This is a genomic window from Biomaibacter sp. TOL, assembly GCF_059717795.1.
This window is the reverse complement of record NZ_AP046092.1, coordinates 3,452,483-3,465,548: the sequence shown is the minus strand read 5'-3', so window position 1 is coordinate 3,465,548 and position 13,066 is coordinate 3,452,483. Positions and strand designations below refer to the sequence as shown.

The window sequence follows — 13,066 nt, the reverse complement described above, 5'->3', positions numbered from 1 at the left end:
AGGTTTTTAAAGATGAATTCTCCATACAATATAATAATAACGTTAAATCTTAAAAGTATCAATATTAAAATGATAAATGAAGAGGGAGAACCCCTTCTCCTACATCTTGTGAATAGGTTCTCCCAGGACATCAAAGGAGGCTTCCATGACCGCTTCCGAAAGGGTTGGATGAGCATGGATTGTCTCGGCCAGTTCCTCTGCGGTGCACTCTAGCTTTATGGCAAGAGCAGCTTCGGCGATAAGTTCTGTAGCGCTGGGGCCGAGGATATGGACGCCGAGGATTTCGTTGTACTTTGGGTCGGATATTATCTTCACAAAACCCTGTCTTTCTCCAAGGGTCAACGCTTTTCCGCTGGCTATGAAGGGGAATCGGCCGATTTTGATGTTGTCTTTATATTTCTGTCGTGCCTCTTCTTCGGTAAGGCCAACCGATGCTGCTTCAGGGCTTGTATATATGCAGCTCGGTATTACTATATAATCCATCTTTTTGTTTTGTCCCAGGATGTTCTTGACCGCATTTAAGCCCTGGTGGGAGGCCACATGAGCCAGCATGGATTTTCCGGTGACATCTCCTATGGCATAAATGTTCTGTATGTTTGTTCTGAGGTAATCATCTACCATTATGCCGGTTTTTTGTATATCAATGTGAAGATTCTCCACTGCCTGGGTATTGGGTTTTCTTCCTGTGGCCATGAGGACTTTATCTGTTTCAATCCGTTTTGTGCCTTCCGGGTTTTCAAAGGTCGTTATGAGTTTTTCATTCTGCTTTTCTATGGTCTTTACTTTTGAGTCGGTGTATATTTTTATGCCCTGTTTTTCGAGAATTTTTCTCAGTTCTTTTTGTATTTCTTCGTCCTGTCTCGGGAGTATCCGGGGGAGCATTTCCACTATTGTGGTGTCGGTCCCTAAAGTGTTATATATATACCCCAGTTCTATGCCTATGACTCCACCGCCTATTATGAGTATGGACTTCGGAAGTTCTTCTAAGGATAGCGCTTCATCGCTGGTGATGACGCCCGGCAGGTTGTGGCCCGGTATGGGAACTATCGCCGGGGCAGAGCCTGTGGCAATTATTATGTTTTGCGCCGTTATGGTTTCTTTTTGTCCGGTATGGTATGTTATTTCTATGGTATTTTTGTCTAAAAGTTTTGCCTCTCCCTTATATGTTTTTACACCATTTGCTTTAAGGAGGTTTTCCACTCCCCTGGTGAGGGTCTTTACTATGGTTTCTTTGTTTTTCTGGATAGCATTCCAGTCTATTTGTACATCCCGGGCTGTTATGCCGAATCTTTTTGCCTGTTTTATTTCGTTTACTATGTTGGCGCTATGGATCAGGGATTTTGTGGGGATGCAGCCGCGGTTCAAGCATACTCCACCCAGCTCGCTTTTTTCTATCAGGGCGACTTTTGCTTTTTTCTTTCCGGCGTATATGGCGGCCACGTATCCTCCGGGGCCGCCGCCTATTATCGCGATGTCGTAGGTCATGTAAAACAGCTCCTTTACATTAACATCTCCAGAGGTTCCTCCAGAATCTGTTTGAGCATTTGGAGGAATCCGGCTCCCTGGGCGCCGTCTATGACGCGGTGGTCGCAGGAAAGGGTGAGGTTCATCATGGGTTTTATAGCAATCTGGTCGTCTATCACAACCGGTTTTTTCATTATTTTGCCCACCGCCAGGATGGCGCTTTCAGGCTGGTTTATGATGGCCTTGAAGTTTTCTATATCGTACATCCCCAGATTAGTAATGGTAAATGTGCCACCCTGGTAATCGTCGGGCAGGAGTTTGCCGGAGCGGGCTTTTTCTATGAGCTGTGCCGTATCTTTCGATATTTCTCCAATGCCTTTTTTATCGGCGCATCTTACCACAGGAACTATGAGGCCGTTTTCCAGGGCTACCGCAAGGCCGATGTTTATGTCTTCTTTTATTATTATTTCATCTCCGATAAAGCTTGAATTTATTATGGGGTTTTGCTTTATTGCCACAGCCGAAGCTTTTATGAGAATGTCGTTGTAGGACAATTTGCAGCCGTACCGGGCCTGTATGGCCGGAAGCAGTTTTTCTCGAAGCTCGATGACTTTTGTCATGTCGACTTCCAGAGTAAGGTATATATGGGGAACAGTGGCTTTGCTTTTTGCCATCCTATCGGCTATTATTTTCCTCATGCCGGCCACCGGGATAACCTTCTGTGTACCCGGGGCGGGGGAGGCTTTTTTGTCCTCCTGTGGCATGAGGTCCTGTTTTGTTATTCTTTCTCCCGGAGCCTTGTGAATTGTGGCAAGATCAATCCCCTGTTCTTCGGCCATCTTTATTGCTGCCGGAGTGGCTTTCACTTTGTGTGTTTCGATGAAATCCAGCACGTCTTTTTCTATTATGCGGCCGTCGGGGCCGGTGGGGGTAACTTTTGAAAGGTCCACACCGTTTTCCCGGGCTACTCTTTTTGCTGCCGGAGTTGCTTTTATTTTGCCTTCTGCGATTTGTGTTTGTTCCGGTGGTTGTTGTATTTCTTCGTATGCATTCTGGATGGGTGATGTTTCGGTTTCTTTTTGTTTTTCTTTTCCTATTTCGGGGAGAGGCTCGTCGGCGCCGGCAATTATGGCTATTTCTTTTCCAACGGGCACAACGGCACCTTCAGGTATGAGGATTTTCCTCATTATGCCTGATTCCGGAGCTTCGTCTTCAAGGTTTACTTTGTCGGTCTGTATTTCTACGTACGCTTCGCCTTTTTCTACCGGGTCTCCTTCTTTTTTAAGCCATTTTATTATGGTTCCTTCTTCCATGGTGGTACCGAGTTTGGGCATTGTCAGAATTGTAGCCATTTAATTCTCCTCCTTTATAATGCACAGGAAAGCAAAAATATGCCTTAATATATGGCTTTCCGTAGCGCATTTCAAAAAAGCTACCGCTGTTTTATTGTTTTTTTAATGAAAGCTTTTTTACTTCAGGATGTCTTTTATTGCTTTTACGATATCTTCCACCTGCGGAACGGCGTGTTTTTCTAGGTTGGGGTTGTAGGGAATCGGGATATCCAGGCCGGCCAGGCGCTTTATGGGGGCATCCAGATAGTCAAAGGCGGAGCTTGATGCGATTCCTGCGGCAACTTCCGCTCCCCATCCGAAGCTTATGGGGTCGTCTTCTACTATGATTACTCTGCCGGTCTTTTTTACGGAGTCCACTATGGTGCCCATATCGAGGGGTTTTAAAGTCCTGGGGTCTACCACTTCTACGTCTATGCCTTCTTTTTCAAGTTGTTTTGCGGCTTCCAGCGCTCTTATGACCATGATGGATCCGGCCACTACGGTGATGTCTTTCCCTTTCCTTTTTATATCGGCTTTGCCCAGCGGCACTATATATTCTTCTTCGGGCACTTCGCCTTTTACTTTATACAGCAGTTTATGCTCTGCAAATACTACCGGATTGTCGTCTCTTATAGAAGCTTTGATTAATCCTTTTACGTCGTACGGTGTGGAAGGCATGACGACTTTGAGGCCCGGGAAGTGGGCAAATACCGCGGGAAAGCTCTGGGAGTGCTGGGCGGCGGCTCCAGTGCCGCATCCCATGGGGCCTCTTATCACCATGGGTACTTTTGCTTTTCCTCCGAACATGTAACGGTTTTTGGCTCCCTGGTTTACAAGCTGGTCCATTGCTATGGTGAAAAAGTCGAAGAACATTATCTCCGCTACCGGCCTCATGCCGCACAGGGCGGCTCCCACTGCGGCTCCCGCTATGGCGGCTTCGGATATGGGGGTGTCTTTTACGCGGTCTTCACCAAATTCCTGAAAAAGGCCTTTTGTGACTCCAAAGGCACCGCCGTATAGGCCCACATCTTCGCCGATTATGAATACGTTTTCGTCGCGCAGCATTTCTTCCCGCAGGCCTTCTCTTAAGGCTTCGATATATAGTTTTTCAGACATTTTCTTTTCCTCCTTTATGCGTATACGCCGTCCATGATGTCTTCTACTCTTGGCTCGGGGCTGTTTTTGGCGTATTCTATGGCATCTTGTATAGCTTTTTCTACTTCTTTTTCTATTCTGTCCAGTTCTTCCGCCGATGCCACGCCGTCATTTATGAGTTTTTGCCTGTAGCGCTTGATGGGGCATTTTTGTTTCCATTCTTCTATTTCTTCTTTGGTCCTGTATACGTTGGCGTCGCTTTTGGAGTGGCCCAGCCATCGGTATGTTTTGTTTTCTATCAGGCTGGGCCCTTCTCCTCTCCTTGCCCTGTCCACGGCTTCTTTTACTGCTTCGTATACTGCTTCCACATCGTTTCCGTCTACTACTTTGCCAGGTATGCCGTATGCTGCCGCTCTGTCGGCGATATTTTGTACTGAGCTTGCCTTGCTGAATGGTACTGACATGCCGTAGAGGTTGTTTTCGCAGATATACACTATGGGGAGTTTGTTTACTGCGGCAAGGTTTACTGCCTCATGGAAACAGCCCTGGTTTGCCGCTCCGTCTCCGAAAAAGCACAGGGTTACTTTGCCGTCTTTTTTCATCTTGGAAGCCAGTGCTGCGCCTGTGGCTATGGGTATGCCTCCTCCCACTATGCCGTTGGCGCCGAGATTTCCCTTTTCTAGGTCGGCGATGTGCATGGAACCTCCTCTGCCCCGGCAGTAGCCGGTTTCTTTGCCCAGAAGTTCGGCAAACATTCTGGGAAGTTCTCCACCCTTGGCAAGACAATGACCATGCCCACGGTGGGTACTTGTTATCATATCGCCGTCTTCCAGGGCTGCGATGGAGCCTACGGCCGAAGCCTCTTCGCCCACCGACAGGTGGCAGGTGCCCCATATCATGTTGGCTTTAAAAAGCTTGTCTACTTCCAGTTCGAAATGCCTTATTTCCAGCATCTTGCGGTACATCCATAATTTCTTGTCTCTGGCAAGAGACATGTTATCAACTCCTTTTTTGATTGTAAGCACATTTGAGAAACTATATTCCATTTGTTAATTCTATGCAATTTTTGTGCCATTGAAATTGATCGAAAGAGAAAGGGCATTACGCCCTTTGCACTTAATCTTCCACAAAATATACCGCTATTTTATCAATTTCTCCTGCATTCTTCTTAGCTGGAGAATGAGAGAACTTTCATCAAGCTCTACCGCATCGTAAGTTATGGTTTCGCCCTTTTTGACATCTTTTTTTAATACAACATTTTTGTTTACAAGGCCAATTGGAAGCGCATTTTCTTTTCTGGCGTTTTCATAAGTGTCTATCACTCCATAAATAGTGTACCCTCCTATACCGTCCAAATACTCTCCTGCTTTTAAATCTTTTTTTGCTACGGTGACTGTTTCCGAAATGGGGGCTCCTTTTGGAGCGATAGTTGGTTCGTGATAGATATACGCCCTGGCCGCCGACAGAGGAGTTTCTATGCTGGTCAGATGATATGGCCTGTATATCACATAATTCGGGCCTTCGCCCATGGAAAGGTATGCCATCTCCTCCCTTACGGCTTCAAGATTTGTCCTGACGATTAAAAATACTCCAGGCGCTATGCCGTTTATAAATTCCACCACCTGGTATCTGTCCAGGATTCCTCCTTCTTCTTTCAAGCTCAATAGCTTCGGCAATTCCTTTACAGAGGCTTTAGGGCCGATTAAACCCCTTCGTGTGGGTAGAAAACCTATGGCATTTGAAACAGCGGTCATCTCAACCATAGTCTTGGTCCCATCCACAAAGGATGCCAGCATCTTGGGATTCATTTTTTGTGCTTCCGCTTTTTCTCTTACGGTGTCGGGATTCGCATCAAGGTTTAAAGGGTTGTTCTTACCCTTTCCGGCTACCACCACTTCAAAACCCATGGCATCGGCAAAATCATACAATTCTTTGATGGCGCCGGGCTCGTCGCCTGCTGATACGGTATATACCACTCCGGCGCTATCCGCCATTTTTTTAAGGATCGGCCCCACCGTTACGTCAGTTTCCACATTCAACATTACAATATGTTTGCCGTTGTAAATTGATTCCAAAGCAATCTGTGCCCCTGCTTCAGGAACTCCGGTGGCATCAATGACCACATCTATGGGCAGGGCCTTCGTTACCACTTCAAAATCATCGGTGATAACATACTTCCCCCGGCTGATAGCCTCCTCGGCTTCAATAGATGTTCTGGCCACCACTATGTCGTCGGGAATTATGCCTGCCAGTGTATAAGCTTTTTTCGCATTTTCCAGATTAATATCGGAAATTATAGCGGGTCTAATTCCTTTCATGCAGAACATCTGGCTGGTCATGCCCCGGCCCATCTGACCTGCGCCCACGAGACCAATATTTATTCTCTTTCCACTCTCTTCGAGCTGTTTTAACTTTGTGTTTAAATTCAACATGTTTACATCTCCTCTTTAAAAATTTTTTTAACCTTCTATGACAATCTTTTCTCCCAGATTTGCCTCGGGCAGATGTTCACCTGAAAGATGTATGTCGCCGGGCAGTTCGGGAGAAGTCTTGCCGTCAAACTTAAGGCATGTATGGCCCATACGCCTAATATTTTTATTTGCCACTTCACCCACTGCAGTAATGGTATAAACTCTTTGCCCTATGCTAAGCTTATCCCCCACTTTAATATCGTCCAAAAGTTCCCCCTCCGTATGAAGCACTGAAATGTCCTGCAACTCCAAAGGCGCATTTTCATTGAATAGCACGATAATGTTCTGCCCCAAAAATTCTTTCACAAGTTCGCCGATCCCTGTTACGGTAACTTCGTATTTTTTCATAGCGTTCCTCCTTCAAGGGCTATGGCGCCTTTCGGCGCCACAGCTTAAAATTATTCCCTTATTATATTTTATTTTGCATAAAGCCCGAAGCTGAACAAAAATGCAATCAATACTGCCAGCGGTCCGGTTATCAACCTTGAAATCAGTATGGCACTCACGCCAACTTCCACCGTTTCAGGTTCCGCTTCGCCAAGGCTCAAACCTACCGGTATAAAATCGCATCCGACTTGAGGATTTATGGCAAATAGAGCCGGCAAAGCAAACTGCGGGGGCACGTTGCCCTTGCCTATTTCAACGCCTACCAGCACTCCTACCACCTGTGCGATTACCGCTCCCGGCCCCAGCAGAGGCGAAAGCACCGGTATGGCGCAGATGACAGAAATGATCAGCAGTCCCGGCAATGTTCCCGCCATGGGCGATATGACATGGGCTATCCAGTCGCCTACTCCCGATTTCAAGATAATGCCTATTAGCGTGGCGACAAAAGCCATAAAGGGCAATATATTTTTAATTATCTGATCTATAGTTTCTCTGCCTGCCTGGTAGAGTATGCCCACAACTCCTCCCATGCTGCGGCCGATCTTTTCTATGAATCCCATTTTGTGACCGTTTCCATTGCCGTTCTTTTTAGCCTGAACCCTGCTTGCATCTTCCCTAGATGTATTTGCCGAAATGGCCTTTCCCGCTTCCTCGCCCGAAGCAAGAATAACATTTTCCGGTTTCACTCCGGACACATAGATATCCTCTTTAATATATTGAGCCAGAGGTCCCACCTGGCCTACGGGAGTGAGGTTGATGGTAGGAATCCGTTTCTTTGGATAGACCCCACACCTGGCTGTGCCGCCACAGTCAATAATGACGCAGCATATCTGGTCTTCCGGCACCGACGACTTGAACCCGTCAAAGGCTGTCCCGCCGGTCAGTTCGGCAATCCTTTGAGCCACGGGGTCTATCCCGCCTCCGGTCACCGATACTATCTTATCCTTTCCCGCCGAGGGTTTTATAATCAGCGGACCGCCCCAGCCGCTTGCGCCTTTTTCTATTTTTACCGCTTTATATTCCATTTTTCTCCCCTCCTATGCCAGTTCTCTCTGTCTCATCATTCTAAGAGTAAGCCATTCGGTAACCATACCACGGATGAAAATTACTATAACGCCCACTATAAAGTACCTTATGGCCAGTTGACCCAGAGGTAAACCCAATTGTTGTATTCCCTGCGCAATACCCATATAAACGAAAAGTTCGGCGGGATTTGCATGGGGGAACAATCCAGTTATTGGATGGACAAAAGAAACTGCCGCATCGTAAAACGCTGGTTTATATTTTTCCGGTAAGAATCTTCCAAAAGTATACGCCATTGGATTGGTGAGGAAAAATACCGCCAGCACAGGCATAATCGTATATCTCAATATGGTATTTTTGCCTGCAGCTTTGGCAACACCGTTAATTCTGTCTTGCCCTACGAACTTTGTTAATGCATTTACGGCTGTCATAAGAGTTATCAAGGTAGGTAAAATTCCACCTGCCAGCCCCAGGAACGTCTGACCTCCCTGCTGAAATAGGCCGATGAAAGACTGGGCAAAATTTGCTAATACATCCACTTGCTCCACCTCCAAAATTTTTGAAATGCATGAGAAAATAGTCTGTAATTTAAAACTGCCTCCCCAACCATCACCTCCTTCAAAAATTAAATTCTGAGTATTTAATTAAATTTATTATTATAGTACTTATTATGAATATGCTGCTTAATAAAATGTTTCAGTCATAACAGAACAGTCTACTTTCATTTTTTTAGATATAGAATCGACGGCCATAGTCACAGCTTTTAACAATATTTTATTGGAACCGTCGATCGCTCCAGTCGCTTCCCAATAATACAAATCATTCAGTTCGGGCAAAGGCGTGAATCTGGCGAAAACCGATACACCCGACATTTTCTGGGCTTCTATAATCCTGCCCGTCTCATCAACTGATAAAATCACTATAGCACCGGAGCCGAACCGATTTTTTACAGTTCCAATGCCTACTATTCCCTTTTCTTTCATTTTTTTTAATTTTATTTGGAAATTTTTTATCTGAAAGTATGTCAATACTCCCTGCAGAATCCACATAAAGCCGGCTATCAGCAACAACTTTACCCACATTTTTATCTCCCCTCAGTTCCTGCCAAGAAGAAAATTTCCGGTATGTTCATCTGTTATAAGCACATCCAGATGCTTGCCTTTAAGAGCTGCAAGAATGGCTTCCTGCTTATCTCGGCCTCCCGCCACACCGATGACGAGCGGAATCCTGTCGAGTTTTTCCAGCGGTATGCTTATGACCCTCTGATTTATCTCCGCCGGACATAATTTGCCGTCTTTATCTAAAAAAATGGAGCACAGATCGCAGACGGCTCCCGCGTTTTTAAGTTCTTCGAGTTCCTTTTCTGTAAAATATCCGGTTTCAAAAATGGTTGAATGAGGCGTCAGAGGCGCTCCTATTCCAATCAACGCAACACAGGATTTTTCTGCAAATTCCATAACATGCCTGGTGTTTTTATCCGACAATATGGTGTTTTTCACATTGATGCTGTCCACTATAGCCGGTGCATGAAGGAGCTGCCAGTCACCGCCAAAGGCTCTTGCAAGATTGATAACAATATGGTTCGAATGCACATCAAGCCTGGTCTGCCCTACACCTCCTATTAACGGTACAAATGTGACTTTAAGCCTGGGTGCGTTTTTGAGATATTCATACATATATGCAAGAGTAGTTCCCATGGAAACGCCTACGATATCTCCGTCCTTCAAAACTCTCATGAGGAAGCCCGCTGCAGCTTCTGCCAGCAACTTCTTGAGGCCCTCGCCTTCTTCTTCAAAAGGAGTAATTATAACTTCTTTTATTCCGAATGCTTTTTCCAGCGCATCCTCAAGGCGTGCGAAACTATCACCATAATTTATCTTTATTTCAACAATACCTTCCTCTCTGGCTTTTTGTAAGAGCCTGGAGATAGACGGTCTAGAAATGCCGAGCCTGTCGGCGATTTCCTGCTGGGTTTTGTTTTCATCATAATACATATGGGCGATTCTTATAAGCAGTCTATTATCTTTATTTTTGTTCATTATATCACCTTTGAACAAATGTGCATTATTTAATCATTCGTTCAGTACCATTATAACTCTATATTTTTTAATTTGTCAAGAATTGTGATAAAAATCACATACACCGGCCGGACAGATAAGTTACATCTCAATTGCCGGCACAAACCCCCAAAATAGGATACCAGGTCGTAACTACCACAAAATCGATTTTCTTCACAGGAAGCAATAATAAATAATTTGGGAATAGATTTCTCTATTCCCTGTAAGTTTATTAAATCACGTTATCACTGTCTGCTGGAAATTATAATAGCCCGAGCTTTTTTATCTTTTGTTATAATTATGCCTAATTCGTCATTTACCTTAATATCTTTTAATTCTACATCATACTCATTGTATATATATCCGGAGGTAGAAACACCTACTTTCTCTTGATAATGGATGATGGCGTCAGGTAAAACATAAATGTCCGGACCGGCTTTTATCCGGGTATCGGGAGAGTCGATGTATTCCCGCTCGATGATTATGATCCTTTTCTCCGGGTCAACGTTCTTTACCCTGCCATATATAAATGCCTCACCGGCTTTGGGGTCTGATTCAGGTATAGGTGTCACTTTTCTGGATATGTGGTTTAATATCCATATACTTTTTCCCCCGGGGCCAAAAGGCTGATAGAGCTGGATGGTATATTGCTCTCCTTTGTGTTTTACATTTACATAGGCTTCTCCGGTGTCCTGATTATCTCCCTGGCTTTTTTTAGATACAAGTACATACTCATCCTCAGGCAAAAAACCGAAAGCTCCAGATTCCTTCCTGGCCACTGCCACAGGGTCATACAGCCAGTCTCCCTTGCCGCTTTCTGCAAGGTCTTTGAGGTATTCCTGCCGGCTCTTGCTCACATAAACGGGGCCTGTTTTTATTGTCCGTACATAAATCCCATTTTGCCCATTATCATAGGGTTTATTATTAACTTCGATGGCCACTTTTTCAACATCCTTGATTTGAGTTAAGGAGAGCACTATGGATTGTATAAAGGCCGGTGACTTATCAAGATATTGTTTAGCTTCTTCTCTAAATTTAACCATTACTCCGTTTGTATCATACCAGTCGGCCGATTCCAGTAAATCCTCATCTGCATCCCGTGATATTACCGGCAATATTCCGGGTTCTTGCGGGCCGGCAATGATTTCCTTGACTATTGACTCGAATAGGTTTTTGTCCGATGGAATCTGTCTTTCTTCGGGAATCAACTGTTTACCGTTATTATCCAGAAAATATAAAGTCACTGCTTGAGTTTGTGGAGCCACCGGTTTATCATTGGCATTGTCCTGCGTCCTTGTGATACATCCTGTCAACAAAAGCAATACTATGGAAAAAATAATTAAAGGCCTTGCTAGTTTAGGCATTATTGAACCTCCTTGGATTTTTTGAAACATCTTTAACGAGCCCATTTTATTATACCAGATTCCCAGGAAATTTGCACTTCGAAGAAACCGCTTTATCACATAAGCTACTTCATTAAAACCTATAATATTATTGGAATATTTTTTAAGGAGGCTTTGTCATGGAAAGGCAAAAAAAGATTAAAGTGATAGATAAATCTGAACGTAAGGAGGAATTTAATCTTAAGACGGCAGAGAGAAAGGAAGATTTAGATAGGATAAGAGGAATGAGAAAGGTTATAGACCCGGAACGAGGACCTGAAAACAAGCGGTGACATGTTAAAAGCGGCTATAGATTTAACCAGTGGTATCTACAGCCGCTTTTCTATCTATAACCCTTATAGAGGGCTAATCCTTTTTAGGCACTTTCTTCCAATCTTCCAGGAAACGTTCCACCCCTATATCCGTCAGCGGATGTTTTATCATCTGCTGAAGAACTTTGTACGGAACCGTGGCGATATCGGCTCCCGCCTTCGCTGCGTTGATAACGTCCATGGGGGTCCTGATGCTGGCCGCAATAATCTGGGTATGTATATCATGTATGCTGAAAATCTCTGCAATGTCCGATATCAGTGCGATACCATCCTGGCTTATATCGGTGAATCTGCCTACAAAGGGACTGACGTAAGTTGCGCCGGCCCTGGCGGCAAGGAGTGCCTGGTTTGGGTTAAACACAAGTGTTACATTGGTCTTTATACCCTTTTTGCTGAGCTGACTTACCGCCTTCAAGCCTTCCCATATAATGGGGATTTTTATGACAATATTTGGATGCCAGGTGGCGATTTCCAGCGCTTCCTTAACCATGCTTTCGGCTTCAAGGCTTACCACTTCGGCACTGATGGGGCCGTCCACTATGGATGTGATTTCCATGATGGTTTCCTTAAAATCCCTGCCCTCTTTTGACACCAGAGTGGGGTTTGTTGTGACGCCGTAAATCACTCCCAGCGATGCCGCTTCACGTATCTCGTTTACATTGGCTGTATCGAGAAAAAACTTCATCACAAAACACCTCCGAATTATTACTTTTTTATTATTTTATCCTATCTCACGAAATATTTCCAGAGGTTTTTGGTATTTTTTAAAAATATTTTCAATGGTGAAATTAATTTCATGTATTGTTATTTCTTCTTCCTCCATAAGGCGCAGATGAATCCACTCTGCTCGCTGGACCACAACCAACATCCAGGACTCTTATCCCCTGGGCGGGAACAAACAAATCAAAAGCGAGCATGGTTTCCACCTCACCCGCAAAGCTGCCCATCCCGGTCTTATACCATGCATCATAATCCCGGGCTATTTCATCGAAAAAAGACATCCTTTTTACCTCCTCGAAATTTTATTAATTCAATAATTCGAATCATCGGTACTTATATATCTTTTCATCCATTGTCACACCGCCCGGTTTATAGTCTATCATAACTATGGATATCACTCTTTCGGCGCCTTCTTTTATACATACATCCTGGGCTTTCTTCACAATCTCCAGAAGCTCGTAAGTTCGCCTTCCATAGTGGTCTCCGAGGGCCCGACTATGTACCTCACACCGGATTCCTTAATTAGATCTATCACCTTATCCACTACCGGGTAGATCTTCTTCTCCTCCACTACCGGAAGCACCTTCAAGCTGACATTCACGTTAGCCATTTTTTCACCTTCTATAAGTCCAAAGCCCGTCACCTTTCAAGGTAACGGGCTTTGGAAATTTTTCAAATCATCTTCACTATTTTTCTCCCTCCGCTGGCATTACCCAGATCAGGTGTAAGGGTCGGAACCGTCAGTTCCCTCTCAGCCGGTCAAACCGGCTCCCCTGTTTTTATATTATTATATTCCCCAACATT

Annotated in this window: 14 protein-coding genes, 1 pseudogene and 1 riboswitch; of the genes and pseudogenes, 1 reads left to right on the top strand and 14 read right to left on the bottom strand. The window is 44.7% G+C overall.

All coding sequences use genetic code 11. From position 1 onward, the window contains the following. Positions 1–99: 99 nt before the first annotated feature. From lpdA to AC6I1H_RS16980, 11 genes are all read right to left on the bottom strand, one after another. Positions 100–1,485 carry a dihydrolipoyl dehydrogenase gene (gene lpdA / locus AC6I1H_RS17030; RefSeq protein WP_497738706.1) on the bottom strand — a complete coding sequence of 462 codons (1,386 nt, stop codon included), beginning with the start codon at positions 1,483–1,485 and terminating at the stop codon, positions 100–102. Between the two features lie 14 nt (positions 1,486–1,499). Continuing rightward, positions 1,500–2,816 carry a dihydrolipoamide acetyltransferase family protein gene (locus AC6I1H_RS17025; protein WP_497738443.1) on the bottom strand — a complete coding sequence of 439 codons (1,317 nt, stop codon included), beginning with the start codon at positions 2,814–2,816 and terminating at the stop codon, positions 1,500–1,502. A 117-nt stretch (positions 2,817–2,933) separates the two neighbouring features. Further along, the gene (locus AC6I1H_RS17020) at positions 2,934–3,911 is read right to left on the bottom strand and encodes an alpha-ketoacid dehydrogenase subunit beta (protein ID WP_497738442.1); all 978 of its coding nucleotides are present in this window, start codon (positions 3,909–3,911) and stop codon (positions 2,934–2,936) included. Between the two features lie 14 nt (positions 3,912–3,925). After that, positions 3,926–4,885 carry a thiamine pyrophosphate-dependent dehydrogenase E1 component subunit alpha gene (locus AC6I1H_RS17015; RefSeq protein WP_497738705.1) on the bottom strand — a complete coding sequence of 320 codons (960 nt, stop codon included), beginning with the start codon at positions 4,883–4,885 and terminating at the stop codon, positions 3,926–3,928. Between the two features lie 144 nt (positions 4,886–5,029). Next, positions 5,030–6,322, bottom strand: coding sequence for an NAD(P)H-dependent oxidoreductase (locus tag AC6I1H_RS17010; RefSeq protein WP_497738703.1), 1,293 nt, complete (start codon positions 6,320–6,322; stop codon positions 5,030–5,032). Between the two features lie 27 nt (positions 6,323–6,349). Beyond that, a complete protein-coding gene (locus AC6I1H_RS17005; protein WP_497738701.1) occupies positions 6,350–6,709 on the bottom strand; it encodes a PTS glucitol/sorbitol transporter subunit IIA in 360 nt (119 codons plus the stop codon). 68 nt (positions 6,710–6,777) lie between these two features. Next, positions 6,778–7,773 carry a PTS glucitol/sorbitol transporter subunit IIB gene (srlE, locus tag AC6I1H_RS17000; RefSeq protein ID WP_497738700.1) on the bottom strand — a complete coding sequence of 332 codons (996 nt, stop codon included), beginning with the start codon at positions 7,771–7,773 and terminating at the stop codon, positions 6,778–6,780. Positions 7,774–7,785: 12 nt separating this feature from the next. Next, positions 7,786–8,310: a PTS glucitol/sorbitol transporter subunit IIC gene (srlA, locus tag AC6I1H_RS16995; protein ID WP_497738699.1), complete on the bottom strand. Its 525-nt coding sequence runs from the start codon at positions 8,308–8,310 to the stop codon at positions 7,786–7,788. Between the two features lie 144 nt (positions 8,311–8,454). Next, positions 8,455–8,853, bottom strand: a complete 399-nt coding sequence (locus AC6I1H_RS16990; RefSeq protein ID WP_497738698.1) for a transcriptional regulator GutM — start codon at positions 8,851–8,853, stop codon at positions 8,455–8,457. 12 nt (positions 8,854–8,865) lie between these two features. After that, on the bottom strand, positions 8,866–9,810 hold the full coding sequence (locus tag AC6I1H_RS16985; RefSeq protein WP_497738697.1) for a sugar-binding transcriptional regulator: 945 nt from the start codon (positions 9,808–9,810) through the stop codon (positions 8,866–8,868). 263 nt (positions 9,811–10,073) lie between these two features. Further along, on the bottom strand, positions 10,074–11,192 hold the full coding sequence (locus tag AC6I1H_RS16980; RefSeq protein ID WP_497738696.1) for a GerMN domain-containing protein: 1,119 nt from the start codon (positions 11,190–11,192) through the stop codon (positions 10,074–10,076). Between the two features lie 158 nt (positions 11,193–11,350). On the opposite strand from AC6I1H_RS16980, the gene AC6I1H_RS16975 reads away from it, so the two are divergent. After that, positions 11,351–11,503 (top strand): hypothetical protein, encoded by a 153-nt coding sequence (locus tag AC6I1H_RS16975; RefSeq protein WP_497738695.1) that lies wholly within the window; start codon positions 11,351–11,353, stop codon positions 11,501–11,503. 73 nt (positions 11,504–11,576) lie between these two features. Here the strand turns inward: AC6I1H_RS16975 and fsa are convergent, their stop codons facing one another. From fsa to AC6I1H_RS16960, 3 genes and pseudogenes are all read right to left on the bottom strand, one after another. Next, positions 11,577–12,227 carry a fructose-6-phosphate aldolase gene (gene fsa / locus AC6I1H_RS16970; protein ID WP_497740846.1) on the bottom strand — a complete coding sequence of 217 codons (651 nt, stop codon included), beginning with the start codon at positions 12,225–12,227 and terminating at the stop codon, positions 11,577–11,579. Between the two features lie 109 nt (positions 12,228–12,336). Continuing rightward, a complete protein-coding gene (locus AC6I1H_RS16965; RefSeq protein ID WP_497738694.1) occupies positions 12,337–12,543 on the bottom strand; it encodes a hypothetical protein in 207 nt (68 codons plus the stop codon). 42 nt (positions 12,544–12,585) lie between these two features. Further along, positions 12,586–12,872, bottom strand: a pseudogene (locus AC6I1H_RS16960) (thiamine-binding protein). A gap of 68 nt (positions 12,873–12,940) precedes the next feature. Beyond that, positions 12,941–13,047, bottom strand: a riboswitch (TPP riboswitch). Positions 13,048–13,066: the final 19 nt, after the last annotated feature.

What these genes read in the sequence shown, in the direction of transcription:
- srlE (WP_497738700.1), bottom strand. Translation starts at nt 7,773, where the DNA reads ATGGAATATAAAGCGGTAAAAATAGAAAAAGGCGCAAGCGGCTGGGGC.
- lpdA (WP_497738706.1), bottom strand. Translation starts at nt 1,485, where the DNA reads ATGACCTACGACATCGCGATAATAGGCGGCGGCCCCGGAGGATACGTG.
- AC6I1H_RS16980 (WP_497738696.1), bottom strand. Translation starts at nt 11,192, where the DNA reads ATGCCTAAACTAGCAAGGCCTTTAATTATTTTTTCCATAGTATTGCTT.
- AC6I1H_RS16990 (WP_497738698.1), bottom strand. Translation starts at nt 8,853, where the DNA reads ATGTGGGTAAAGTTGTTGCTGATAGCCGGCTTTATGTGGATTCTGCAG.
- fsa (WP_497740846.1), bottom strand. Translation starts at nt 12,227, where the DNA reads ATGAAGTTTTTTCTCGATACAGCCAATGTAAACGAGATACGTGAAGCG.
- AC6I1H_RS17020 (WP_497738442.1), bottom strand. Translation starts at nt 3,911, where the DNA reads ATGTCTGAAAAACTATATATCGAAGCCTTAAGAGAAGGCCTGCGGGAA.
- AC6I1H_RS17025 (WP_497738443.1), bottom strand. Translation starts at nt 2,816, where the DNA reads ATGGCTACAATTCTGACAATGCCCAAACTCGGTACCACCATGGAAGAA.
- AC6I1H_RS16975 (WP_497738695.1), top strand. Translation starts at nt 11,351, where the DNA reads ATGGAAAGGCAAAAAAAGATTAAAGTGATAGATAAATCTGAACGTAAG.
- AC6I1H_RS17005 (WP_497738701.1), bottom strand. Translation starts at nt 6,709, where the DNA reads ATGAAAAAATACGAAGTTACCGTAACAGGGATCGGCGAACTTGTGAAA.
- AC6I1H_RS16965 (WP_497738694.1), bottom strand. Translation starts at nt 12,543, where the DNA reads ATGTCTTTTTTCGATGAAATAGCCCGGGATTATGATGCATGGTATAAG.
- AC6I1H_RS17015 (WP_497738705.1), bottom strand. Translation starts at nt 4,885, where the DNA reads ATGTCTCTTGCCAGAGACAAGAAATTATGGATGTACCGCAAGATGCTG.
- AC6I1H_RS16985 (WP_497738697.1), bottom strand. Translation starts at nt 9,810, where the DNA reads ATGAACAAAAATAAAGATAATAGACTGCTTATAAGAATCGCCCATATG.
- AC6I1H_RS17010 (WP_497738703.1), bottom strand. Translation starts at nt 6,322, where the DNA reads ATGTTGAATTTAAACACAAAGTTAAAACAGCTCGAAGAGAGTGGAAAG.